The organism is Maribacter orientalis (genome assembly GCF_900109345.1).
Taxonomy (GTDB): domain Bacteria; phylum Bacteroidota; class Bacteroidia; order Flavobacteriales; family Flavobacteriaceae; genus Maribacter; species Maribacter orientalis.
Genome location: NZ_FNZN01000001.1, coordinates 464340 through 490759, shown reverse-complemented (window position 1 = coordinate 490759; position 26420 = coordinate 464340). Strand labels below are relative to the sequence as shown.

The 26420-nt window shown below is 35.8% G+C and carries 17 protein-coding genes; 12 read left to right on the top strand and 5 right to left on the bottom strand.

From position 1 onward, the window contains the following. Positions 1-77: 77 nt before the first annotated feature. The 3 genes from BMY56_RS02075 to BMY56_RS02065 all read right to left on the bottom strand — a co-directional run bounded on the left by BMY56_RS02075 (position 78) and on the right by BMY56_RS02065 (position 7150). Positions 78-965 carry a PorP/SprF family type IX secretion system membrane protein gene (locus BMY56_RS02075; protein ID WP_091619243.1) on the bottom strand — a complete coding sequence of 296 codons (888 nt, stop codon included), beginning with the start codon at positions 963-965 and terminating at the stop codon, positions 78-80. Between the two features lie 24 nt (positions 966-989). After that, positions 990-4478, bottom strand: coding sequence for a thrombospondin type 3 repeat-containing protein (locus BMY56_RS19015; RefSeq protein ID WP_091619241.1), 3489 nt, complete (start codon positions 4476-4478; stop codon positions 990-992). 869 nt (positions 4479-5347) lie between these two features. Next, the gene (locus BMY56_RS02065) at positions 5348-7150 is read right to left on the bottom strand and encodes a glycoside hydrolase family 15 protein (RefSeq protein WP_091619239.1); all 1803 of its coding nucleotides are present in this window, start codon (positions 7148-7150) and stop codon (positions 5348-5350) included. A 103-nt stretch (positions 7151-7253) separates the two neighbouring features. Here BMY56_RS02065 and BMY56_RS02060 point away from each other — a divergent pair, with 103 nt between their 5' ends. The 8 genes from BMY56_RS02060 (at position 7254) to BMY56_RS02025 (ending at position 17977) form a co-directional block, all read left to right on the top strand. Further along, positions 7254-9467 carry a bifunctional alpha,alpha-trehalose-phosphate synthase (UDP-forming)/trehalose-phosphatase gene (locus tag BMY56_RS02060; protein ID WP_091619237.1) on the top strand — a complete coding sequence of 738 codons (2214 nt, stop codon included), beginning with the start codon at positions 7254-7256 and terminating at the stop codon, positions 9465-9467. A 25-nt stretch (positions 9468-9492) separates the two neighbouring features. Next, positions 9493-11016 carry a nuclear transport factor 2 family protein gene (locus BMY56_RS02055; RefSeq protein WP_177170907.1) on the top strand — a complete coding sequence of 508 codons (1524 nt, stop codon included), beginning with the start codon at positions 9493-9495 and terminating at the stop codon, positions 11014-11016. A 1-nt stretch (position 11017) separates the two neighbouring features. Further along, positions 11018-12187 carry an MFS transporter gene (locus BMY56_RS02050; RefSeq protein WP_091619233.1) on the top strand — a complete coding sequence of 390 codons (1170 nt, stop codon included), beginning with the start codon at positions 11018-11020 and terminating at the stop codon, positions 12185-12187. Between the two features lie 229 nt (positions 12188-12416). Next, positions 12417-13748, top strand: a complete 1332-nt coding sequence (locus tag BMY56_RS02045; protein ID WP_091619232.1) for a M28 family peptidase — start codon at positions 12417-12419, stop codon at positions 13746-13748. Between the two features lie 60 nt (positions 13749-13808). Continuing rightward, complete coding sequence (locus tag BMY56_RS02040; RefSeq protein WP_091619230.1) at positions 13809-15419, top strand: M1 family metallopeptidase; 1611 nt, start codon at positions 13809-13811, stop codon at positions 15417-15419. 89 nt (positions 15420-15508) lie between these two features. Next, a complete protein-coding gene (locus tag BMY56_RS02035) occupies positions 15509-16624 on the top strand; it encodes a DUF2914 domain-containing protein (protein WP_091619228.1) in 1116 nt (371 codons plus the stop codon). A gap of 183 nt (positions 16625-16807) precedes the next feature. Continuing rightward, the gene (locus BMY56_RS02030) at positions 16808-17413 is read left to right on the top strand and encodes a YkgJ family cysteine cluster protein (protein ID WP_143057769.1); all 606 of its coding nucleotides are present in this window, start codon (positions 16808-16810) and stop codon (positions 17411-17413) included. Positions 17414-17506: 93 nt separating this feature from the next. Further along, positions 17507-17977, top strand: coding sequence for a GAF domain-containing protein (locus BMY56_RS02025; RefSeq protein WP_091619224.1), 471 nt, complete (start codon positions 17507-17509; stop codon positions 17975-17977). 78 nt (positions 17978-18055) lie between these two features. On the opposite strand, the gene BMY56_RS02020 is transcribed toward BMY56_RS02025, so the two are convergent. Continuing rightward, positions 18056-21451 (bottom strand): ThuA domain-containing protein, encoded by a 3396-nt coding sequence (locus BMY56_RS02020; RefSeq protein ID WP_091619222.1) that lies wholly within the window; start codon positions 21449-21451, stop codon positions 18056-18058. Between the two features lie 125 nt (positions 21452-21576). Between BMY56_RS02020 and BMY56_RS02015 the strand changes: the two genes are divergently transcribed. The 4 genes from BMY56_RS02015 (at position 21577) to BMY56_RS02000 (ending at position 25785) form a co-directional block, all read left to right on the top strand. Continuing rightward, the gene (locus BMY56_RS02015) at positions 21577-22158 is read left to right on the top strand and encodes a YdeI/OmpD-associated family protein (protein ID WP_091619219.1); all 582 of its coding nucleotides are present in this window, start codon (positions 21577-21579) and stop codon (positions 22156-22158) included. Positions 22159-22294: 136 nt separating this feature from the next. Next, positions 22295-23062 (top strand): CDP-alcohol phosphatidyltransferase family protein, encoded by a 768-nt coding sequence (locus BMY56_RS02010; protein ID WP_091619217.1) that lies wholly within the window; start codon positions 22295-22297, stop codon positions 23060-23062. 91 nt (positions 23063-23153) lie between these two features. Beyond that, the gene (locus BMY56_RS02005; RefSeq protein WP_245737119.1) at positions 23154-24527 is read left to right on the top strand and encodes an amidohydrolase family protein; all 1374 of its coding nucleotides are present in this window, start codon (positions 23154-23156) and stop codon (positions 24525-24527) included. A 13-nt stretch (positions 24528-24540) separates the two neighbouring features. Then, positions 24541-25785, top strand: a complete 1245-nt coding sequence (locus BMY56_RS02000; RefSeq protein ID WP_091619213.1) for a metal-dependent hydrolase family protein — start codon at positions 24541-24543, stop codon at positions 25783-25785. A 75-nt stretch (positions 25786-25860) separates the two neighbouring features. Here BMY56_RS02000 and BMY56_RS01995 read toward each other — a convergent pair whose 3' ends face one another. Then, positions 25861-26400 carry a DUF998 domain-containing protein gene (locus tag BMY56_RS01995; RefSeq protein ID WP_245737130.1) on the bottom strand — a complete coding sequence of 180 codons (540 nt, stop codon included), beginning with the start codon at positions 26398-26400 and terminating at the stop codon, positions 25861-25863. Positions 26401-26420 lie beyond the last annotated feature (20 nt).

Below are 26420 nucleotides of genomic sequence, written 5' to 3'. Positions count from 1 at the left end.
TAAGTACAAAAAAGAGAGGTATTTAAAACACCTCTCTTAATTCTATGACTAATAAGTTATTGTTAACTATATAACTATCAAAATTTAAACCTAAGTAACAGTTCATTCGTATTACCTATATCAGCCAATTGCTTTCTAGTACTCACTTCATAAGCATAGCCTAACAGGAGTCGCTTCTTAATGCTAAAATTTATCAGACCTGCAAAGGCTGAGTCTGTTCTATAGGTAGCACCAATTTCAAAATCATTATCAAAGGAAAGCATGGTGTTGATATCCAAGGATACTGGTGCGCCGTTTACGTAACGCAATAAAGCGGATGGTTTAAGGGAAATCTTGTTCAATTGATTCAACAAAAAATCATACCCTACAACGGCGTACATATGCGGCCTTGCCTTGGCCAATGTAACCAGACCGTCCTCATTGTCTGCGCGGTCTGTAGACAACATACGTGGGGCCGCCAAAGAGAAGTGCCATTTATCGACCTTAAGAAGGGCCCCGATTCCTATATTCGGATTAAAATTCGATATAGATGAAATATTTGGGTCGGCCATTTGATTATAGGTCATTAAACCTTCCGTATTCACACTATAAAAATTGCCTCCCGCTTTTAAGCCCATGTAAAGATCTGCTTTTTCAGAAATTTTTAATCTATAGGAAAAATCGATTGCTGTAAAGGTCTGTTTCTCAACAAAGGTCTGTCTGTTCAATATAGAGACGCCCATCCCTAAGTTATTGCCCAAAGTGGTACCAAATGAAACTAATTGAGCACTGGGGGCATCCTCTATCCCAGTCCATTGTTGCCTAAATGTACTTGTAATAACTGTTTCACCATCTACTCCCACATAAGCGGGGTTAAAAGCGTTCATATGGTACATATAGTTAGTAACCACGCCTTCTTGTTGTGAAAACAGTGCACTACAGCCAAGCAGTATTACCCCTAAAATTGTATTTTTTATGTTCTTCATGTTTTTTTGTAATTGGTTGTTCTATTAAAGACCGGTTATGTAAAGCCATCCATCTTGATCCACGCTTCCATTACCATCAAAATCTATCTGAAAATAATACGATCCCGCATCTGGCAATTTGTTGTTTAAGCTCTTGAATTGACCGTCCCAATCGTTTTGGTAGTTCCTTACAGAGAATACTTTTTTCCCCCAAGAGTTGTATACACTGATCAAAGAATTCGGATAGTTCTCTATATTATAGATAACCCAGGTATCGTTGATGCCATCACCGTTCGGAGTAAAGGACTGGGATACGTTGAGTTCAACGGTATCACATACATCACCCAGACCATCACTATCCCTATCTTCCTGACCAGGATTGTATTGGTTTGGACAATTGTCCAGAGAATCTTGAATACCATCCTCATCTGCATCTATTTGACTAACTGAGCAACCATTACTGTCTACAGCTTCATCTTCTGGAGAATCAGAACACATGTCTAAAGCATTACTAACACCATCAAAGTCACTATCCTTTTGACTATCTGAACATCCATTGGTATCTACTGTTTCTCCACTTGGAGTATTCGCACAGGTATCAACATTATCCATGACACCATCATCATCTGCATCTTTATGAGAGTCTGAACATCCGTTAGGATCTACGGTTTCCCCTGTTGGAGTATCGGCACAGATATCAATAGCATCTGAAACACCGTCGTTATCCCCATCTTTTTGAGAGTCTGAACATCCGTTTGCATCTACCGTTTCTCCTGTTGGAGTATCGGCACAGGTATCAATAGCGTCTGAAACACCATCGTTATCCCCATCTTTTTGAGAGTCTGAACATCCGTTTGCATCTACCGTTTCTCCTGTTGGAGTATCGGTACAAGTATCAATAGCATCTGAAACACCATCGGCGTCTCCATCTTTTTGGCTGTCCGAACATCCGTTAGCATCTACGGTTTCCCCTGTTGGAGTATCGGCACAAGTATCAATAGCATCTGAAACACCATCATTATCTGCATCTTTTTGAGAGTCTGAACATCCGTTTGCATCTACCGTTTCCCCTATTGGAGTATCGGCACAAGTATCAATAGCATTTGAAACACCATCGTTATCTGCATCTTTTTGAGAGTCTGAACATCCGTTTGTATCTACCGTTTCCCCTGTTGGGGTATCGGCACAGGTATCATCAGCATCAGAAACACCATCATTATCCCCATCTTTTTGGCTGTCCGAACAACCGTTAGCATCTACGGTTTCTCCTGTTGGCGTATCGGCACAGGTATCATTAGCATCTGAAACACCATCGTTATCTGCATCCTTTTGACTGTCTGAACATCCATTAGCATCTACCGTTTCTCCTTCTGGTGTACCTAAGCAATTATCTAAACTATCTTTTACCCTATCGCCATCTTCGTCAGGACTAGCCGTACTTCTCTCATAACTAAAACCACCACCCATACCACCATCTTGCCATGATAGAATTTTAACATCAATATAGATATCATCTGTAATAAGATGAAGTACAAAATCTCTATTTTCAAAACAAGGTGGACACCATTCTATAAATGACATATCATATGCCCAAGGTGAAAAAGTAAGTGCTCCAAAATCTGCAGTGGTACCCTGTGCCCATTCGGTATCTATAGGAGATTGATAATCAAAATCATCGTAACTAGCTTCTTTGGCAATATTGAACAAGCTATTATTATCAGCTCTTGTAAATATTACATTATTAGTTAAAAAATCTTGATTCTCCGCTTGTGTCCAATCAGTATTGGATATTTTTTCTACAATTATTTTTGGTCCATCCCAAATAAAGGGTAGGTCAGGTTGATTAGATATAATTGTACTGGACACACTTTCATTACCAGCCAAATCATAGGCCTTTAGGCTATAATAATAAGTAGTATTGGCAGTTAAACCCGTATGGTTAAATTCATAATAACTAAAATGGGAAAGGTCTGCAACCAAAGGCAAGGAGTTTTCATCGGTACCTCCATATAAGTGATATCCTACTGTATCTTCTGTATTAGAATCCCATTCTAAATGAATTTTATATGGACCAGAAGTACTTTTGAATCCAATTGGAGCAAGTGGCTTAGTTACATCGGTACAACCATCGGCTTCAACAACTTCTCCAGCTGGTGTATCTGGACAAAGATCTTGGTAATTGGCAACTCCATCCTCGTCATCATCCAAAAAGCTTAAATTGATTGTACCATTATTCTGTGCAATACTTGCTCTATTCACATCCACATCATAAATAGAAATCTCATCTAATGGGGATATAGTTAGCTCCTCCGTTCCGTAAATAGTGCCCACAATATCTATTCCTAAGACATATGTATTGCCACTAATAGATATACTAGTCGGTGAAGAGGAGCCTAAGGTAGCATTGCCACCAGAAAGTGCAAATTGAAAGTCATTGGCTTCCAATGCACCAGACCCTAAATCAGAATTAAAAACGGGCCTGCTCATGGTTACCGATACCGTTCCATCATTAGGTGAATGGATAATGGATGTCATAAAATTTGACAATAAATTTCCAGAAACTACAATCGGATTCCCACTATAGTTATTTCCATTATTTTCAAAAGTATTATTGGAAATGGTTGTTTTATTGTCATATTTTGAATTCCCACCCGGATTGATAATGGTTCCCGTATTCCCGATAAAGGTATTGCCGTCAAAAAGCGTGTTATTGGTTCCTAGTGTTCCTTCGCCCCAACCGTTATTTATCGCACTATAAAAGGAAAATAATTGATAGCCCGTATTGTTTGTAAACGTGGAGTTTAAAACCTGATACCTATTAAGTCCTCTAAAATATCCTATTTGATTGGTATTATCAGTAAAAATACAATCATCTATTTTTACATATCGCTCTGTATAAAATATGATACCCGTATTGGAGCTAAAGGTAGATCCCGTTACAGTAATCCTATTGGTATAGTCCGATTCAGTATCGGAGGTTGTATTAGGCGTAGAACCATGGTCACTTCTAAACAAAGTGGCTGAATTGTTACTAAATGTAGAATTGGAAATATTTAATGCAGAAGTGCCTTCCCTAGACACAAATGGTGTGCTATTGGTTATGCCGGTAAATACTATATCGCTAGCATTTACAGTTGATCTAGAGACATGGAAAATGTTTCCCGAACTAGTAGGACCACTTGCGCTACCGGTCAATGTAAATCCAGAGATATCCAAAACAAAACCAGTATTGACAACAAACATTTTAAACTGATTATCACCCGAAATAATAATATTGTTCGCTCCGGTACCTGAAATTGTCAGGTTACTACTGACATTGGGAAGGTTAGAGGTTAAGGTAATTGTACCAGTTAGCCCTTTACCAAAATTTATCTCATTGATATTGGGATCGGTATTGGCAATATCCATCGCCCAACGCAATGTTCCTGAAGTGTTATCATCGGTAAGTGAAGTTACCGTGACCGTACTTTGACCCCAAGATGCCGAAAAACATAATAGGGCAATTACAAAAGTTAAAAAAGTGTTTTTTTTCATTCTTTACGATATTTAAAATATTGGTTGGTTTAAATTTTGTAGTATATTTCTTTACTATGTTATACTCTTAAACTTATAAATTCTTACAAAATCAAATGTAGTATTATGCCTACATAAAACGTATTATGTTTAATTTAAAGATGTATAAGTGCTATAATTTGTTGTGTAAAGATCAATTTGGGAAGATTGTGCATTCAAATATTGTATATACGATTAAAAAGACAGTTCTTTTTAGTTGATAATTTTTTCAACATTTCTTGCCAAGACCTTAATTCTATTCTTTTTTAATTATTCTTATCTTAAACTGAGACGTACTCAAAATTTATTTTTTTTACTACCCGGTATAACTATAAAGTGTCATTGAATTTGCTATTTAATGCTAAAGTTTATATAACCAGCAATAGTTGTGTCTTTTTTATAGTTGGTTATGATTCCAAAATCATTATCATAGTAAAACATGGTATTGATACCCGAATATACTGGTGCCCCGTTCACGTAAGGCAAAAAATCATATGGTTTAAATACCAGTTATTTGACAAAAATCATATCCTGTAAAAGCATATATATGCGACCTTGCGTTCGTAAATGTAACGGGTCGTTTCATTGTCCATAAGGACTATAGACAACAATCCTGTAGGAAAAACAACAGGATACAAAGTGTTTATTTAATAAAAAAAGATAAATGATGTGTAGGAATTTTCAAATTACACACAAGTAGTTAAATCAAAATTATAAACTAAAATCAGCTATTATGCGTCATGTACTCAAATTTGTCCCTCATCATATTCATGTCATAAACTCGTTTACTCCTACAAATCTCTTATAGGAGTTAACGTAATAAATAAGAGCTCTTTAAAATTCAAACTACGTTAGTCCCTTAATGATTCCAACATTTGATCTTCACTTTCTTTTTTTGAAAAGTTGATTGCACATTCAATCAATGCCAAATGTGAATAGGCCTGAGGGAAGTTTCCCAATAATCTTTTGGTCTTAAAATCAATATCTTCACTAAAGAGACCTAAATGATTACTATAAGTTAATAGTCGTTCAAAATACTCTAGTGCTTTTTTACGCTCTCCAATTTTAAACAAGCTGTTTATATACCAAAATGTGCATACGGTAAAAGATGATGACGGTAAACCAAAGTCATCTTCGTTCTTGTATCGATATAGCAATCCATCATTATTTAACTCTTTACCAATTGCATGTACGGTGCTAATGTACCGTTCATCTTTGGCATTCACACAGCCATAAGATTCCATTAACAATACAGAAGCATCTAACTCTGTAGAACCATAAGATTGTGTGTATGCTTTTACCTCCTCATTCCAGGCATTATCATAAATATCTTGCCATATCTCTGCACGAATAGGTTCCCATTTCTCAATTTTATGTTTTTTTCCTAACATTTCTGCTACTTTGATAGCTCTATCCAAAGCGGTCCAACATAATACCTTAGAAAAGGTAAAATGTCTGTCCTCTGTACGGAACTCCCATATTCCCTTATCAGCATCTTTCCAATTGTTACTCACAATCCAAACGATTCCTTTTGTAATCGCCCAAAGGTCTTCTCCATTATCAATGTCGATACTAAATTTCACCATTTGTTCATAAATCACATCCATCAATATTCCATAGATATCATTCTGTTTTTGGTGATAGGCAGCATTACCAACACGTACCGGTTTAGAACCTTTATAACCTGCCAAGTGATCTAAAGTTTCCTCAGTTAGCTTCTTCTCCTTATTAATACCATACATGATTTGCAGTTTCTCTGCCTTATCGGGTATTAAATCGATAATAAACTGTAGATATCGCCGTGCAATATTTTTATGACCTAATTCTGAAACGACCTTAATAACCATAGAGGCATCACGAATCCAACAGAAGCGATAATCCCAGTTTCGTACTTCGCCAATAGTTTCAGGCAAGGATGTTGTCGCAGCAGCTAAAACCGCCCCTGTCTTGTCATAACTTAAGAGTTTTAAGGTAAGGGCACTTCTAGATATTTCTTCGTTAAACTTTTTATAGGTTGGCGTTAAATTTGACCAATTTAACCAGTATACCTTCGTATTCTGCAAATCAAGATAAGCTCTGTCAGTGGTTGGCAATAACAGCTTTTCATTGTATCCTATTAAAATATAACCATCTTCTTTAAGTTTAATTTTACCGCTATTTACAATTGTTTCTTTATCGAAAGATGAATACAGAAAAATAGTGTCGAATTTCACATCATGGGTTAGACTTGCAACAAAGTCCTTTTTGATAAAAGATTCAGTTTTTCCTATTGCGTATTCAAGCTTGGGATCATATGTAATTGAAAACTCAGGCGTACCTGATATATGTTTAAAATATCTAATTAATTCCGGCGGGGCATGATATAATTTTTCTTCCTTTCTATACCGTGGCATAAAATCATGTATTTCAAAATGATTTTCTCCCGATTTAAACGAGGTTATTAAAATATTAGTAAAAGGCTCATATTTTTGAGATATGTTATACGTAGCATCTACATTAATTTCAAAACTCCCTCCTATTTCTTCATCTAACAATTTTGCAAAAACAGACGGACTATCAAATTCTGGTAAACAGCACCAATCGATGCTACCTGTCTTCGATACTAACGCCGCACTTCTACAATTTCCTATTATTCCGTAGTCTAAATTATCCATTCAATAAAAATCTTAATTCATATGAGGTTTGAATTGCTATTGGCCTCCTTTTTTCCGAAATTTAGAGAAATAAATATCAAGAAGTAGCAAAAAAATCTCTTTTATGGCTAAAACTATCATTATCTCAAATAGACTACCCGTTCAATTGCAAATTAGCAATGGCGGCATTACTGCGGTGCCTAGTGTAGGTGGTTTGGCAACCGGAATGAAATCTGTTCATTCGGGTGGTGATAGCCTTTGGATCGGTTGGAGCGGACTAACGGACGAGGAAATTCCTGAAGAATTAATTTCAAAAATAGATAGTGCCTTGGCCGAACATGGTTCTTCTAAAGTTAACTTGACCGAAAAAGAAGTTGATGGTTTTTATTATGGATTTAGTAATAGAACCATTTGGCCCTTATTCCATTACTTTTTAGAATATTCAGAATTTGAGCTAGAAAGTTGGGAAATCTATAAAGCAGTAAATCAAAAATTTGCAGATGCTATTTTAGAAAAAGCAGATAACGAGGATACTATATGGATACATGACTATCAGTTAATGTTGGTGCCACAAATGGTGCGGGCCGAACGACCAGATATTTCCATAGGTTTCTTTTTACATATTCCTTTTCCATCATACGAGATATTTAGAACACTACCTTGGCGTAAAGAAGTCCTATTAGGACTTCTAGGTTCAGATTTAATAGGATTTCATACCTACGACTATGAACGTCATTTTCTTAGTTCTGTACGTAGGCTATTAGGTTTAGAGGTAAGTTTTAATGACATTTATTTGGACGAAAGAGTCATTAAAGTTGATTCTTTCCCGATGGGAATAGATTATAAAAAATTCAGTGAAGCAGCAAAAGAGCATTCACAACGTAGTGAAGAACAAAAATCTGAATTACAAAAACGATTGGACACGCATAAAAAATCTGCTCCGGATGCCAAATTCTTTTTATCAATTGACAGATTAGATTATACAAAAGGAATTGCTAAACGCCTTAAAGCTTTTGAGTACTTCCTTAATAAATACCCTCACTATAAGGAAAAGGTGCGTTTAATTATTCTTGCTGTACCATCTAGATCCAACGTACCGCAGTATCAATTATTAAAAAGAGAGATAGATGAACTAGTAGGCCGTATTAACGGAGAACTTTCTACAGTAAGCTGGACACCAATTTGGTATTTCTATAGATCTATGCCTTTCGAAAATTTAATAGACCTTTACACATCGTCTGATATCGCATGGCTGACACCAATACGAGATGGAATGAATTTAGTAGCCAAAGAATACATTGCAACAAGAACCGATAAAACTGGTGTATTGATTTTGAGTGAAATGGCCGGTTCTGCTAATGAAATGAATGAATCACTTCTAATCAACCCCAATAATTTTGAGCAAATAGCAGATTCTCTAAATGAAGCTATCAATATGCCAAAAGAAGAACAAATAGCAAGAAATACGGTATTACAAAAGAGATTGGAACGTTATAATGTTGAAAAATGGGCCAATGACTTCATGAATTCTTTGATTAATCAAAAACAAAAAGACCAAACATACCAAACGAAGCGCCTATCTATAGACTTAATGAATACGGTTATGACCGATTACAAGAAAGCTAAAAGAAGATTGGTATTTTTAGATTATGACGGTACCCTTGCAGGTTTTCATAATGACCCTCAAAAAGCATCGCCAGATGAAGAATTGTATCGACTTTTAGACGAAATATCTTCGCAAGAAAACACTGATATGTATTTAATTAGTGGTCGAGACAAAGAAACATTTACAGAATGGTTCTTACCTAAAAAATACAATATGATCGTAGAACATGGTGTATGGATTTCTCAGGGTGGCGAAGAGTTTAGAATGCTCGAAAATGTAAAGAAAGATTGGATGGAAAAAATATTACCTGTTCTTGAGTCTTTTGTAGATCGCACACCAGGTAGTTTTATTGAAGAAAAAAACTACTCTCTTGCATGGCACTATAGAAAAACAGACCCCGATTTCGGTCAGAAGAGATCCGTAGAACTAAATACCGTACTTACCAGTCTAATCGCAAATGATGACCTGAGTGTTTTAAATGGAAATAAAGTGATGGAAATTAAGAGCAGCAATGTCAATAAAGGTCGTGCTTCTATGCGGGTTTATAGCGAACACGATTATGATTTTGTTTTTGCAATAGGTGATGATTGGACTGATGAATTTATGTTTCAAGAACTACCCAAAGAATCAGTTACCATAAAGGTTGGTCGGCAGAAAACACAAGCAAAATACTTTGTAGACAACACTAAAAATGTTCGTTCAATTTTGAAACGTTTTGCCGAAAAACGCTAGTTCCATTCGTATGAATCAATTAGAAATGAAACAGAATTGTTTTACAATTCTCTTAAGTATTTTTTGCTGTCTAACTGCTTTCACGCAACAAAGCACAGAAGTATACTTAGCAGAACTAAAACAGGAAAATGATTACTTAAGAATTGACTCTATTATCAATATCTCTAATAATGAAGGCTATGATAACCAGCCTTCATTCTTTGATAATGATAAAATTATTTTTTCCTCTAGTAGAAACCTGCAAACGGATATTGTTCTTTATACGATTAAGGATGGTACCTCTGTATGGATAACCAATACACCTAAAGGAAGTGAATATTCCCCATTAAAAATTCCTGGAAAAGAGGCGATTTCTGCCATTCGTTTAGATGAAGATGGATTGCAACGCCTATATGAGTATGATTTAAAGACCGGTAAATCAAACATAGTTTTAAATGATTTAAAAGTAGGTTATCATGTATGGTATTCAAATAATATTATAGTGTGTACGGTTTTAATAGATAACCGAATGGATTTGGTGGTTTCTAATTTAAAAGACAATACAAACTATACTGTTCAGAAAAATGTAGGTAGGTCATTACATAAAATTCCAAATAGCAATCTGATAAGTTATATTTCTAAAGCCGAGGAATCTACGATGGTAAATTCGTTAAATCCAATATCATTGGAAACAAAAGCAATTATACCTTTAATTGATACTTCTGAAGACGTATGTTGGACTAAGAATGGAAATTTAATAACAGCTTATGATAAATTTCTAATATCATTCAATCCATTAAGGGACAAAGAATGGAAACCTTTATTTGAATTTAAAGAAAAGGAAGTACTTGGAATAACTAGGTTGGCAATTAGTCCAAATGGCAAATACTTAACCTTCGTTTCTAAAGATGTACCTGATAAAATCATAGAAAAACAAGTAGAAACATTCAACGCACGAGATTTGGAAGCATTTGCTGCATGCTTTTCTGAAGATGTAGTGGTCAAAAATTTCCCAAGGGATACGCTGTACATAGGAAGAAAAAAATTGAAAGAGAATTATAAGGCTTTCTACAAAAAAACACCCGCAATAGAAGTCAAAGTAGCCTCGAGAATACGTATCGGATCTACCGTTATTGACCAAGAGGTAGTTACTATAGATGGAAAGCAAAACCAACAAGTGGCTATTTATGAAACTGACGGACTCATAAAAAGTATGTCTTTCATTAGAGATTCAGAAACAACTACGAACCCAGAAATTATAGTCCAAAAACAACTTGATGCCTACAATGCCAGAGATATCAACGCATTCTTAAATTTTTACGCAGAAGATGCAAAAGTATATGGACCGTCGAGTGAGTTAAGAACAGATGGTATTGATAAAATGAGAAAAAGTTATACAGATTATTTTGAATCAACCATCGATTTAAATTGTGCAGTAAAGAATAGAATCGTTTTAGGTAATAAAGTTATTGATGAGGAATATATAACTGCCAACGGAAATTCGTATAGTGCTGTGGCTATTTATGAAGTAGAGAATGGTAAAATAGCTAAAGTCACCTTTCTACACTGATATGGTGAAGCAAAAATCGCATATTCTCCCCATAATAATACTTTCTCAATTTGCCTGTACATCGACTTGGTTTGCTGGTAATGCCATATTAGAATCATTAACAAAAAAATTAGATTTTGGTGCTGACATAATTGGCTATGTATTATCCTCGGTTCAGTTTGGTTTCATTATCGGCACCTTGTTATTCGGTATATTAATGATTGCCGACAGATTTTCGCCATCTCGAGTATTCATGCTTTGTGCATTTTTAGCATCGCTCTCTAATTTGTTATTAATTTTACCTAATCTTAGTGTTTTCGAACTTATGCTTGCGCGATTTAGTACTGGTTTTTTTCTTGCTGGCATATACCCTGTAGGGATGAAAATAGCTGCTGATTACTATGAAAAAGGATTAGGAAAAGCATTGGGCTTTTTGGTGGGCGCTTTAGTTTTAGGTACTGCTTTTCCATTTTTAATTAATGGAACCTCTTGGGGTAATCACCCTGATAGTGTTATAAAAATAACTTCGAGTATTACGGCAATTGGAGGTTTACTGCTGTATATTTTAGTTCCTAATGGTCCGTTTAGGGTCATAAGCCCCTCTTTAAAGTTAGATGCAGGACCTAAACTTTTTAGAAATTTAGAATTCAGAAAAGCGGCATTCGGGTATTTCGGACACATGTGGGAATTATATGCTTTTTGGGCATTTACCCCGGTAGCTATCTTTTGGTTTAATAGACAAACAGATAGTGAAATTTCTGTACCGTTATGGACAGGTATTATAATAGCTCTCGGTGGGGCATCTTGTGCCTTTGGCGGGTTGGTATCACAAAAAATAGGCAGTAAAAAAGTAGCGACGATTGCGTTATCGACATCTGGGTTACTATGCTTAGTCTCTCCTTTTCTATTAGCGTTGCCTACGCCTATTTTTTTATTAGGATGGTGTTTATGGGGAATTGCTGTTACCGCCGATTCACCCCAATTCTCTAATCTCGTTGCTTCTTCAGTCACACCCGAACTAAAAGGAACAGCATTAACATTGGTGAACTGTATTGGATTTGCTATAACAATTTTAAGTATTCAACTCTTAGGATTACTTCAAAACATCATCCCTATTTATCTACTTTTTATTCCCTTGGCCATAGGTCCAATTCTGGGAGTATATAACCTAATAAATAAGAAAATTTGGTAATTCATGCCATAGCCTTTTTTGTGCCCATAATCAAAGAGAAAATGTGATGTATTTATTGTTCTATAAAATTCATTTCCCGATTTTTGTTTCTGTATGTTTAATACCTTTAACAATTATTCAATACTCAATATGTTATTTACAGTGATTACCAAGCAATAAAAAATAATATTTTTGTCCATTTAGTGGACTTCACACTAGTTACCATTTTAAAATTATAAACCAAATTGAAATGAAAAAATTACTTCTTATTGGTCTTCTGACCTCAGCGTTTGTTATGTCTGCCCAAACCGACCAACGTATTTACGATATTATCAATTCAGTTTCAGCAGAGCGTATTGAAAATGATATTACAAAACTTACCAATTTTGGCACTAGACATACCTTAAGCGATACCGTTTCTCAAACAAGAGGTATTGGAGCCGCAAGAAGATGGATTAAAAGTGAATTTGAAAAAACATCAAGTGCTTGTAATGGTTGTTTGAATGTTATCTATCAAAAAGATTTAATAAAAAAGGGAGCTAATGACCGCATCGTAAAAGATGTGGAAGTAGTTAATGTACTCGCTATTCAAAAAGGCTCTACATATCCTAATCGCTATATCATCATGAGTGGTGATATAGATTCTAGGGTGAGTGATCCAACAAATTACACAGATGAATCTCCAGGTGCGAATGATAATGCTAGTGGCATGGCAGGTACTATTGAAGCAGCAAGGGTGCTTTCCAAATATAAATTTGAGAACAGTATTATTTATATGGGTTTATCTGGCGAAGAACAAGGGTTATTCGGCGGTGGCGGCGTTGCGCAGTATGCAAAAGACCAAGGTTGGGAAGTTATCGGAATTTTCAATAATGATATGATCGGTAACATTACAGGTGTAGATGGTATTGTTAGTAATGTTGATTTCAGAATTTTCTCTGAACCAGTACCTCCAACCGAAACTGAAGAGCAACGTAAAGCTAGACGTTTTTATGGTGGCGAGGTTGATGGTATCTCAAGACAACTGGCGCGTTATGTGCATAAAAATGTGAAGCAATACATGCCCGAAATGAACCCTATGATGATATATCGTTTAGACCGTTTTGGTCGTGGCGGTCACCACAGACCGTTTAACGATGCAGGCTTTCCTGGTATTCGTATTATGGAAGCACACGAAAACTACACGCAACAACATCAAGATATTCGTGTTGAAAATGGTATTGCCTATGGTGATGTTCTAGAACATGTAAATTTTAAATACGCCGCTAAATTAACTGCTGTAAACGCTATTAATCTAGCATCTTTGGCTTGGGCTCCACCTTCACCAACCACGGTAAAAATTGGCGGAATTGTTCAACCAGCAGCAAAGTTTCAGTGGAGTAAAGTAGACGGCGCAAAAGGATATAAAATATATTGGAGAGATACTACATCCCCTACTTGGGATTATAGCCGTTATGTAGGCGATGTAACTGAGTTCACTTTAGAAGGTATAGTTATCGATAATTTCTTTTTCGGAGTTTCTGCCGTAGGTGAAAACGGATTTGAAAGTCCTGTAGTTTTTCCTAACGGGATATTTAGATAAAATCGGCCATTTTAATCTAATGTTGATATTTATTACAAGAATAATTTAATTCATTATAGGATGAAAAATATAGTAATTGCCCTTGCCTTAGGGTTTTTCACTTTTGGTCAAGCTCAAACATTTACAGAGCAAGACACCCTCAGAGGAAGTATTACTCCTGAACGTTCTTGGTGGGATTTGAATTACTATCATTTAGATATCGATGTAAATCCTGATAACAAATTCATAAGCGGTAGTAATACCATTCGCTACAAAGTTTTAGAACCTCATCAAGTATTGCAGGTTGATTTACAATCACCGTTGCAAATTCAAAAAGTAACACAGGATGGTCAGGAATTAGAGATTACCCATAATGGAAATGCCCATTTTATTCAATTAGAGAAGCAGCAAAAACTTGGTGAGTTTAATGAAATTATAGTGACTTATTCCGGTCACCCAAAGGAAGCGGTAAGAGCTCCTTGGGATGGTGGGTTTTCTTGGAAGAAAGATGAAAACGGTAAAGATTTTGTGGCAACTTCATGTCAAGGTTTAGGTGCTAGCGTCTGGTGGCCGAACAAAGACCATATGTATGATGAAGTAGATAGTATGCTTATCAGTGTAAAAGTCCCTAAGGGACTTATGAATGTATCTAACGGAAGATTAAGAAAGATAAATAAAGAAACAAACACGTACCATTGGTTTGTATCGAACCCAATCAACAATTATGGTGTCAACGTTAATATTGGCGATTATGTTCATTTTGGTGAAATGTACGATGGCGAAAAGGGAGACTTAGACATGGATTATTATGTTCTAAACTATAATTTAGAAAAGGCTAGAAAGCATTTCAAAGATGCCCCGAAAATGATGGAAGCCTTTGAAAACTGGTTTGGTCCCTACCCTTTTTATGAAGATTCATTTAAGTTAGTTGAAGTGCCTTATTTGGGCATGGAACATCAAAGCTCTGTGACCTATGGCAACCAATATTTAAAAGGTTATTTGGGTAGAGATTTGTCAGGGTCCGGATGGGGTTTAAAATTTGATTTTATAATTATACACGAGGCTGGTCATGAATGGTTTGCCAATAACATCACATACAAAGATGCAGCTGATATGTGGGTTCATGAAGGTTTTACCTGTTATTCTGAAAGTTTGTTTTTAGATTATCATTATGGCACCGAAGCTGCAAATGCTTACGTTCAAGGAATTCGTAAAAACATTAAAAATGACCGGCCAATTATTGGTATTTACGATGTTAATCATGAAGGTAGTGGTGATATGTACTATAAAGGTTCAAATATTTTGCATACACTACGCCAAGTAGTTAATGACGATGATAAATGGCGAATGATTCTTAGAGGGCTAAATAAAGAGTTCTATCATAAAACGGTAACAACAGACCAAATTGAACATTATATTAGTGTACAAATGAAACGCGATTTAAGACCTTTCTTTAATCAGTATTTACGCACTACCAAAATTCCAGTTTTTGAGTATACTATAAACGGAAAAAAGCTAATGTATCGATATGCAAATGCAGTAGAAGGCTTCACCCTTCCTTTACGTATTTATATTAATGAGAAACCTATGTGGCTAGAACCCACTACTACATGGCAAAAACAAAAAATTAAAGGAGACTTAAAAACTATTACGCTAGACCCTAATTTTTACATGGATTCAAAACCGAATTAATTAATTGTATTGGGCTCATCATAAATAGTATTAGAGCAATAACCTCTTCTTATTTAATTTACATTTAACGATTATTACCCTAGTGCTTCATGAAAAGAACAATCGTTAGATTTAAAAACAGTGACTTCAGATATTTCATTCGAAGACACTCTAAGTATGTGCCAATAATATTCTTTATTGGCGGTTTTATTTTTGACACTCTAACCTTAGGCCGCATTGACCGTACTTATGATTTAACGATATTATGTTTGCACATGACATCATTATCTATAGTACTATATCTATATAATTTAGTTGATGATGGTAAATGGAAAAATACGTTCTTAGAACGATATGAAGAGTATTTTCCATTGGCCATACAGTTTTTCTTCGGTGGACTTTCAAGCGCATATGTTATCTATTTTTCTAGAAGTGTTTCGCTTTCAAAGACTGCATCTTTCTTCATCATACTAGTCTTGTTGTTGATTGCCAATGAGTTTTTAAAAAAGAGAATCTCGAATAAATATTTGCAATTTGGAGTGTATTATTTTATCAGCTTTACTTTTTTCGCCTTCATGATCCCAGTTTTTTTAAAGGAACTAAATACCACTATTTTTCTAATTTCGGGTGCAGCCAGTCTTGCTGTTACATTAGTTTTATTGATATTTATTTATGGTAAAAGTCCAAGTACCCGACAAGAAATAAATTTAGGTAAGATGATTACTATTATACTAAGTATCTACGGTATAATTAATCTATTCTATTTCTTAAAGCTTATTCCTCCTGTACCATTAGCTTTAGACAAAGGTATTGTAGCGCATAATGTAACCATGAAAGACAATAGGTATCTGGTAAGTTATGAGTCTGAAGATTCCTTTGTTTTTTGGAGGAAACATAAATTAGATTTCCTTTATCAACCCAACGAAAGTGTATATATATTTTCATCTATTTTCGCACCTACCGATTTAAAAAAAGCTGTTTTCCATAGATGGAAATGGTATAATGAAACTACTAAAGAATGGGAAACCACTGAAGATATCGGATATAATATCACCGGAGGTCGCGATGGTGGTTTTAGAGGATACACCTATAAAAACAATGTTAAACCAGGTGAGTGGGAAGTACAAGTTTTAACTGACGAGGAACAACTATTAGGAGTTATAAAATTTGAAATTAAAGAGCATTTGGCTGGTAAACCTATAGATTTAAAGACGGAACAATTTTAAAATAATTACTACACTTTTTTACTTAAAATTCATTCTTAATTAGAGAGAATTATTCAAATCTAAAAATTTGATTTTCAATCTATTAACACCTTATTATCTAAAATTATATATTGACAAATAAAACTTTGTGCTTTTGTTCGGTGTATGTAAACTTAGTCTACCTTCGTCTTCTTAAATTAGACTTTGTCGATATACCTAAAAGTTCGAGCGGTAGAACGTGTTTTCAACCAATTGGAAAAGGAGGTGGGCTCCTTTCAAAAATCCACAGGGCTGGGCTGTATGCCCAATTGCGGTAAATGCTGCACTAAACCCGATATCAATGCCACAGCCTTAGAGTTTCTACCTTTGGCGTATTCACTTTTTAAAAATGGTGAAGCAGAACAATGGCTTGACACTTTAAACAATGACAAGTCCACTACTTTATGTCCTGTTTTAAATACTATTCTGGCGCCTGGTGCAATCGGTTTCTGTTCTGACTATGCACATCGCGGTCTAATCTGTAGATTGTTTGGGTTTTCAGCAATGCTTCATAAAAATGACAAACCAACTTTGGTAACTTGTAAACCCATAAAAGAGGGAATGCCCGTTGCGGTTGCTAAAGCGGAGTCGCATATTGCTGCAAAAAAAGAGTATCCCTTAATCAGTAATTATTATATGCAATTACGATCTATTGATGAATCTTTAGGAGAAGAGCTATTTCCTATCAGAATAGCCATTGCAAAAGCCATAAATACTGTCTTAGGATATTATGCCTACAGGAAGCCACCAAGAGGGACAAAAGTTGCTTAGCGAGACTGTTATCGAAAAGAGATAAAACGTACCTTTATCATACGATAACTTAAATACCCTCTTAATTAAATGGTATTTTAGAATTGATAAAAAATGAACAACACCTTAGAAATACCAAATACGTTAAAAGTTGAATTATCGAAAGATGCTCCGAACTGGGGAAATCTACTAAAACTAACCTTAGAGCATTTCAATTGTTCTACAGGAACATTACACTTTTTAGATAACGACTCCTTACTACAACTACAAGCTCAAATAGGTATTCCAGAATTTTTAATTCCTAAGCTATCCACAATTCCTATTGGAAAAGGTATGGCGGGTATAGCCGCTGAACGCAGAAAACCTGTAGAAATGTGCAATCTACAAACAGATGATTCTGGAATTGCAAGACCTTCTGCAAAAGACACCAAAGTCGAAGGTTCATTAGCTGCACCATTACTTTATAATGAAAAGCTATTTGGCACAATCGGTATTGCAAAACCGGTATCTTATGATTTCACAGAAAAAGAAACCAACTTATTGATGAAAATTGGCGAGTCGATAAGTCAAAAATTAAACCGATAGTTTATTATAAACCTAAGTATCTAAAATAGAAAAGCCCGCTCGAGAGCGGGCTTTTCATTTCAATGTAATCTTATTCTACTATTTGAAAATAGCACTTGTAAGCGCCAACTGAGAAAGCTCTTTTCCTTCTTCACCTTTAAAGGTGATGTAGTAAGGCCCTTCACTAGTAACCGTTTCAGTAATTGGAATCGTGAACATTGTTCCTTGAGTACCTCCTGCTTGTGCCGGAAGTTGTCCTTTACCTATTAAAGGACCATTAGCAGAGTTCTCATGAATTTCAAAATCAAAGAACATTGTCGGTGGTGCTTGCCATCCCGCAGTTAGCGATACGGATTTCACGCCCTTTAACGACATATCCTCTAAGATAAACCATCCTTTTGATTTGTTTATTAATAGAAGATCCCTTCCACCAAAGCTCATTGCTTGCATTCCATCAACTTTCATTTTATCAGAAAATTTAACTGTGCTGCTTGGTAAAGCTATTGATTTAGATCCCGTAAGTGGTATTGTACCTTCTGCACCTGCGTCTGTGTAACTAGCTGTAATTACCAACATGTTACCAGGAGCGGATGATTCTGCAGTTATAGTACCTTTTGCCGGTAATGATTTTACTTTTTTATCATCTTCGTTCAATGAAAGTATATACAATCCGATCTGTCTAGATTCATCAGAAGTTACATTAGGATGCGCAGGCATAGTTACCTCTCCCCATACACCAGTACCACCAGTGACTATTTTACCTTGTAAATAAGTTAAAGCATCGCGACGTTCTTTATATTTAGCTGCCACATCTTTGTAATTCGGACCAATAGATGCTTCTGCTTCCTTATGGCACGTTTTACAATCCATAGTCTGTGTTAAAGCTTTACCTGTAACTGCTGCAGAAACTTGTTGGTGCCCCATATTCATAGCTACCTTATCCATTCCTTCTAAATAATCGACACTTACAAAAATGTTTTTTGGGTCGATAACTGTTCCGTCTGGATCTGTAACTGTTACATCATAAGCAATTTTCTGACCTGGTAAATAAAATGCCGGAGTGTTTCCGCCTAAAGAGATTGCAACTTCTGGTCTAGAGTTACCCGCTACTATACTTGTACTTTCACTAGTTGCCGAAGCTCCTTTATCATCCTCTACCGTTACATTCAATTTAAATGCACCTGCATTAGCATACGTATAATTTACATTTGGCTCAGAAGTCTCTTTGGTGTCACCATTACCAAAATCCCACAAGTACTTAATCGCATCACCTTCACGGTCAACAGCTTCTGTGCTTGCCGTAACCCCTAATGGAAGTTTTCCTGATGTGTGATCTACAATTAGGTTATCAATTACCGGTGGTCTATTACCTCCATTATACTCGATGTAACTTAAAGCAGAATTTGAATTCTGTGAGAACCAACCACTTCCATATTCCAATAGGTAAATTTTACCATTCGGACCTACTTCCATGTCAATTAAATTATTCAATTTTACATTAGGTGCAAATGGCTCCATTTTACTAAAACTACCATCTTCGGCTAAATGAACGGCAAACATCCATCCACGCATCCAATCATAAATAATCACCTTACCATCATAATAACTTGGCAACTTTTCATCACCTTGATATAAATCTGAATAATAGGTAGGTCCCGCCATTGCATTTCTACCTCCTGTAGCAGTTTGTGGAAAGCTAGCTGATTCATCATAAGGATAATAGACATAAGCTGGCATTGCAGGTGGTAATTCTGTTAAACCAGTATTGTTTCTTGAAGTATTCATCGGTTTCTCTGGATCAAATGTTGGTCCGCTTTCACCTGTTTCATAATTATATGCATTGTAAGCATAGTTATCACCGATAAATAAAGGCCATCCGAAGTTACCTGCCTTTCGTGCTTGGTTCATTTCGTCATAACCTCTTGGCCCTCTAGTACCTAAACTATCTGCTCTTGCATCTGGCCCAACATCTCCCCAGTATACATATCCTCTTTTGATATCAACAGAAATTCTATATGGGTTTCTATGACCCATAGTATAAATCTCAGGTCTTGTTTTATCGGTACCTACCGGGAACAAGTTTCCTTCAGGAATATCATATGTACCATCTTCCTTTACCTTAATTCTTAAAATCTTACCACGAAGATCATTGGTGTTTCCTGAGGTTCTACGTGCATCAAATTGCTCATGACCAGGTGTATCGTTTAATGGCGCAAAACCATTATTGACATATTTTTGATTCTTTTCATTAAATGGGGTTGAATTGTCTCCTGTAGATAAATACAGTAAGTTATCTGGACCAAAAGCTATTGAACCACCTGTATGACAGCATATTTCTCTCTGAGAATCAATTTCTAAAATAACCTGTTCAGAGGCTAAATCGAAATTTCCATCCATATATTTAAAACGTGCCAAACGGTTTATCCATTTATCACCAGTTGGTGCATAATACAAGTAAATCCAATGATTATTGGCGTAGTCAGGATCTTTTTGTAATCCCATTAAACCTTCTTCTGCATTAACACCAGGCGTTTCCAATGTTTTCCAGTATACATCTAATTTTGCTACTTCCTTTAATTCTTGAGTTTCATTGTTAAACAAAACCACTTCACCTCTTCGTTGTGCTATCAATACATCTCCATTTGGCAAAACAGCCATTTCTGTAGGCTCAAAAAACTGACCCTCACTCAAAACAACTTTTGCAAAACGATCAGCATCTGGTGGAATTTGTGATTTTACTTTAGTATAATCTAAATTCAAGTTATCACCAATGGCATATTGAATTCCTCCTAAAAGATGTTTTAAAAATAAATCTTCAGAAAAACTTTCATCCGTATGACCTGCACCTGTATAAAATGCACGGCCACCATCAAAATCATGATACCATGCTATCGGATGAAAATCACCGTTCTCTCCTCCTTCATAAGAAGATTCATCTAATGTCATTAATACTTTAATATCTGGATTGATGTTTTTGTAGTTGTACAATTCATCCGTTCGGTTCCAAACACTATCGGTGAAAAATTTTGTAGCTATAAAGTTTTTATCCTTAATGATAAAATCTGCAGTTGGTGTACCTCTAGGGTGGCTTAAAAATTGCGCACCGGCTAAATTATTGTACCATCCCCAATCGTATTCTGTATCTGCTGCGGCATGTACCCCAACATAACCTCCACCAGCTTGAATATATCGCTCAAAAGCAGCTTCTTGAAATTGGTCAAGTACATTACCAGTTGTACTCATGAATACAATGGCAGAGTACTGTTTTAAATTTTCGTCGGTAAATAGCTCTGCATTTTTAGTCGTATCTACGGCAAAACCGTTTTCTTGACCTAATTTTTGAATGGCAGCAACCCCTGCAGGAATTGAAGCATGTTTAAAACCCATGGTTTTTGAGAATACCAAGACCTTGGGTTCCCCTTCTCGTTTATTGCCACCACAAGAGACAATAGTAAGTACAAAGCCCAAAAGCAGCGCATTAAAAAGTTTTTTCATACGTAAAATATTGTTGTTTAGTTGATTTAAGAATTTATAAAAATAGTGTTCGAATCTTTATAAACCAATAGTTTATCTATGAAACATTGTATTTTTACGAAATATTCATCTACAAATAATGAATAATGACAAAATTACCAGAGTTATATTTCAGAAATGATATAGAATTTAAAGAATGGTTACACAATAATCATTCTAATTATTCTGGTATTAATATTATTTTCTACACTGTAGCCCATGAAAATGATAGTATGCGATGGGAAGAAGCTGTTCGTGTTGCCCTTTGTTATGGCTGGATCGATAGTACGGTTAAAAGTTTAGGAGATGGCAAGAGACGTCAATATTTTTGTCCGCGAAAACCCAAAAGTGTTTGGAGTAAGGTTAATAAAAATCATATAAAAGATTTGAAGGCCAAAGGATTTATGCATGCTTCAGGGTTAGCATCAATTAAAATCGCTAAGGAAAATGGTTCATGGACCTCTTTAGACGATGTTGAAAACGGTATCGTTCCGCCAGATTTAAAGTTGGAGTTTGTTAAGCATCCTAAAGCCTTTTCAAACTTTACAAATTTCACAAAAGGTCAAAAAAAGAGCTACTTGTATTGGCTTAACCAAGCTAAAAGAGAGGAAACCAGACTAAAAAGAATTGCCGAAATCATTCGGTTATGCATAGAAAATGAAAAATACAGAAATGGAGGTGGACGATAAAATAGAAAATAAATTGCTAAAACACCACTCTATACCTATTTATCTAATTGTTAATTAAACCTTATTTTTACACTCGCTTTTGTGGTGTACCAAGCCAACGTGTTTCCGTTATTGGTTTTCCCGAAGATGTCTTAAAATGTCTAAATTACCTAAGGAACATCAGTTCCTGGACCTATCTGATTATGGTAGGCCCTTTGCCGTATTTATTGCCAACCGTTTAAAAACAACTATATTTACACCAATACACGTTACACTGGCCTTTACAGTCTGCGGACTTTTGGCAATTGCTTTTATCCTAAACGGCTTTTATTGGTCAGCTTTATTTTTTCTTATTTTAAAATCGGTTCTCGATGCCGCAGATGGTGAACTGGCGCGAATAAAGAATACTCCCTCACATACAGGTCGTTACTTTGATTCGATTTCAGATTTTATGCTTAATCTACTTTTCATAATTTCTATTTGGTATATTACAAATAGTGATATCTTCTTAGCCCTGATAGCTTTCGTTGGACTAGAATTACAAGGTACACTCTATAATTATTATTATGTGATTTTAAGAAATAGACATAATGGCGATACAACAAGTCGCGTATTTGAGAATAAAACTCCCACAGCCTTAAGAGATGAAAATCAACAAACTGTCAATATACTATACCGCATTTATTCATTTTGTTATGGCCCATATGATCGTATCATTTATGGTCTAGATAAGAATGCTATTAAAGGAAAATACCAACCCAATTGGTTAATGACAGCGGTCTCTACATTCGGCCTAGGCTTTCAACTACTAATCATTGGCCTCTTTTTAGTATTTAATTTAAAAGCATATATAATCCCTTTTTTTATAGGATATAGTCTACTGATTTTTGTTTTTATCCTAATAAGACAAGTATTGAATAAGTAATTATTTTTACCTTTCTAAACGAACTAAAAGCAATATGTCCATTTCAATAAGAATCAAAAAAATTAGCCTAAGCATATTTTGCTTTGCTATTATGTTATCATGTAAATCAGAACCAGATATAACCTATGATGTCGTCATAGAAAACGTCAACATCATTGATTTGGAAACAGGACAAATCGATTTATCGAATATTTATTTAAAAGATGGACTTTTAGCTCATATAGAAAATACTGTTGAAAAATTAAACTCAAAAGCAAAAGAGACTATCGATGGTTCTGGTAAATATGCCTTACCTGGTTTTTGGGATAACCATGTACATTTTAGAGGTGGTGACTCTTTAATAGCTGCTAACAAAAACTTTTTGAACCTTTTTATAGCAAATGGTATTACCACTGTACGTGATGCTGGTGGCGATCTTACCTCGTCTGTTATGAAGTGGCAAAAAGCAATTGCAAATAATGAATTGGTCGGACCTACAATTTTCACATCAGGACCAAAAATTGATGGTCTAGGTGCGACATGGGCAGGATCTTTAGAAGTGGAAAATGATGTAGATATTTCTAAAGCCTTAGACTCTTTGCAGTCAATTCCTTCAGATTTCGTAAAAATATATGACAGTAAAATTACAGGTGAAAATTACTTAAAGACCATTAAAGAAGCAGAAAAGAGAAATCTTATCACATCGGGTCATATGCCATTTACCGTCGAACTTGACGCGACTATTAATGCTGGCTTAGATGCTGTCGAGCATTTGTATTATATAATGAAAGGTTGTTCTGATAACGAAGTGGAAATCACGCAAAAACTGATAAGAAAGGAAATTGGTTTTTGGGATGCCATGCCTCTTTTACAAGCCTCCTTTTCAGATTCAACAGCACTTAATACATTTAAAAAATTAAAAGCACATAATGTTTTTGTTGTGCCAACCCTTCATATCGGAGGTGTATTAAGTTATTTAGATGAAGTTGACCACACAAAAGATGAGTACCTAAAATATATGAGTTCAGATGTACAAAAAACATATCAAGGTAGAATTGACCGTGTTAAAAATGCATCGGAAAAGCAGGTTGCTAACCGCAAAGCATTAGATCAGTTTTTTGGCCAACTCGCTTTTAAATTAAATGAAAACGGAGTATCACTTTTGGCTGGCTCAGATAGTGGTGCATACAACAGCTATACCTATCCTGGCATTTCAATTCATAAAGAAATGGAAGCTTTGGTCGCAACCGGAATTTCTCCCCTTGACGCCTTGCGAGCATCTGCCTACAATGGAGCTAAATTTTTAAAGAAAGAGGCCAATTACGGTTCTCTTTCTCAAGGTAAAATTGCCGATATCGTTTTGCTAAATGGTAATCCGCTAGAAAATATCAAAAATACGCAAGACATTTATATGGTGTTTACCAAAGGCACTGCACATTCTAAAACTGATTTAAATAACCTATTAAAGGCTGCTATTTTAAATTAATTCCATCACTTCTATGAAATCCATCTTACTTTTCTGTTTTTTCTCTATACACCTTGCTTCTTCGCAAACACTCTTAAAAGCAGACCGTGTATTTGACGGTACCGAAATGCATGAAAATTGGGTGGTTCTCGTTGAAGGAAATCAAATAACATATGCAGGAAATAGTAACGGGTTAACGAAACCTGCCAACACTACCGAGATTGAATTACAAGGCACCACTTTAATGCCAGGAATTATTGAAGGGCATTCGCATGTTTTATTGCACCCATACAATGAAACAGATTGGAATGACCAAGTCTTGAAAGAATCACCCGTTGAACGTGCCATAAGAGGAACCGTACACGTTAAAAATTCACTTTTGGCAGGAGTAACGACCATGCGTGACTTAGGTGCCGAAGGTGCAGGATATAGCGATGTATATTTAAAAAAGACCATTGATGATGGTATCATTATCGGACCACGTCTTTTGGTTGCAGGCCCAGCCATTGTAGCTACTGGAGCGTATGGCCCTAAGGGATTTCATGATGGCGTTTCCGTTCCCTTAGGCGCAGAACCTGCAAGTGGGGTTGACCAGTGTATTGAAACCGTACGCAGACAGATGGGGAACGGAGCGGACCTTATTAAAATATATGCAGATTACAGATGGACACCTGGTGCCGATTCTCAACCTACTTTTCTACAAGAAGAAATTGATGTTATGGTTGCTACTGCTAAGAGCGCCGGAAAATATGTGGTGGCACACGCAGGTACTCCTGAAGGGATGAAAAGAGCGATACTTGGTGGTGTTGAAACCATTGAACATGGCGATGGTGGAACGCTTGAAATATTTAAGATGATGAAAGATAAAGGAATAGGTCTATGCCCTACCCTTGCTGCTGGTGATGCCATTACACAATACAGAGGATGGAACAAAGCTACCGACCCAGAACCCGATAGAATTCAACAAAAACGTAAATCATTTAAAATGGCACTAGATTCTGGTGTGCAAATTGTTTTTGGTGGTGATGTCGGAGTTTTTACACACGGAGAAAACTATCGGGAAATGGAACTCATGGTAGATTACGGAATGAAGCCATTAGCCGTATTAAAATCTGCCACTTCTGGCAACGCCAACATGTTTCATTTAAATCAACTAGGGAAATTAAAAGAAGGCTTCCTAGCCGATATCATAGCCATAGAAGGAAATCCGGTTAAAGATATAACTATAGTGAAAAATGTTTCTTTTGTAATGAAAGATGGGCTAATCTATAAAGACTAGTCAGCGGTTGTTTACTTAGGCTCCATTCAGTACAAGGATTAATCGAAAATAAAAACCTTGAACGCATGTTTCCATCTAATTGCTATTCCTAATATTTAACGTACTTGAAATAATTAAAGTAATAAAAGATGTTTCGATAACCCGTTGCAATATTCCTCGATAACCAGATTCAGGATTAGAAAACAATACTAATATGAAAATGGCACTAATAATTCCCAAAGCCATTGAAATTTGAGATAAACGTTGATGAGTTTTAAATTTCTTCAATCCTAGACCAATACCAAGAATACAAATAGGTAGAAAAATATAGGTTACTGAAGCGGCAGCATTATGAATTAGTTGTGCGGTACTAGAATGTATCATTTTGGTGGGGCATCCTGCATCGCACGGAAATAACCCCACAAGTATGGTTCCTAATCCATTGAAAATGGCGAGACCAAAAAATCCGGCTTTTATAAGTTTTAAATTAGGTAGATATTTGGGAGCGAAAACACAAAAAGCAGCAATAAGAATTCCGCTAGGTACATATCCGAAGTATTGTAAATACCATCCATATTCGGTATTAGAAGCGAACGATTCACTTAAGTACTGACTAATAACACTATAATCTTCAATTAATAACGGTCCTACAATAG

Excerpts from the sequence above, each read along its gene's own strand:
- BMY56_RS02075 (WP_091619243.1), bottom strand. The coding sequence starts at position 965 with ATGAAGAACATAAAAAATACAATTTTAGGGGTAATACTGCTTGGCTGT.
- BMY56_RS19015 (WP_091619241.1), bottom strand. The coding sequence starts at position 4,478 with ATGAAAAAAAACACTTTTTTAACTTTTGTAATTGCCCTATTATGTTTT.
- BMY56_RS02065 (WP_091619239.1), bottom strand. The coding sequence starts at position 7,150 with ATGGATAATTTAGACTACGGAATAATAGGAAATTGTAGAAGTGCGGCG.
- BMY56_RS02060 (WP_091619237.1), top strand. The coding sequence starts at position 7,254 with ATGGCTAAAACTATCATTATCTCAAATAGACTACCCGTTCAATTGCAA.
- BMY56_RS02055 (WP_177170907.1), top strand. The coding sequence starts at position 9,493 with ATGAAACAGAATTGTTTTACAATTCTCTTAAGTATTTTTTGCTGTCTA.
- BMY56_RS02050 (WP_091619233.1), top strand. The coding sequence starts at position 11,018 with ATGGTGAAGCAAAAATCGCATATTCTCCCCATAATAATACTTTCTCAA.
- BMY56_RS02045 (WP_091619232.1), top strand. The coding sequence starts at position 12,417 with ATGAAAAAATTACTTCTTATTGGTCTTCTGACCTCAGCGTTTGTTATG.
- BMY56_RS02040 (WP_091619230.1), top strand. The coding sequence starts at position 13,809 with ATGAAAAATATAGTAATTGCCCTTGCCTTAGGGTTTTTCACTTTTGGT.
- BMY56_RS02035 (WP_091619228.1), top strand. The coding sequence starts at position 15,509 with ATGAAAAGAACAATCGTTAGATTTAAAAACAGTGACTTCAGATATTTC.
- BMY56_RS02025 (WP_091619224.1), top strand. The coding sequence starts at position 17,507 with ATGAACAACACCTTAGAAATACCAAATACGTTAAAAGTTGAATTATCG.
- BMY56_RS02020 (WP_091619222.1), bottom strand. The coding sequence starts at position 21,451 with ATGAAAAAACTTTTTAATGCGCTGCTTTTGGGCTTTGTACTTACTATT.
- BMY56_RS02015 (WP_091619219.1), top strand. The coding sequence starts at position 21,577 with ATGACAAAATTACCAGAGTTATATTTCAGAAATGATATAGAATTTAAA.
- BMY56_RS02010 (WP_091619217.1), top strand. The coding sequence starts at position 22,295 with ATGTCTAAATTACCTAAGGAACATCAGTTCCTGGACCTATCTGATTAT.
- BMY56_RS02005 (WP_245737119.1), top strand. The coding sequence starts at position 23,154 with ATGTTATCATGTAAATCAGAACCAGATATAACCTATGATGTCGTCATA.
- BMY56_RS02000 (WP_091619213.1), top strand. The coding sequence starts at position 24,541 with ATGAAATCCATCTTACTTTTCTGTTTTTTCTCTATACACCTTGCTTCT.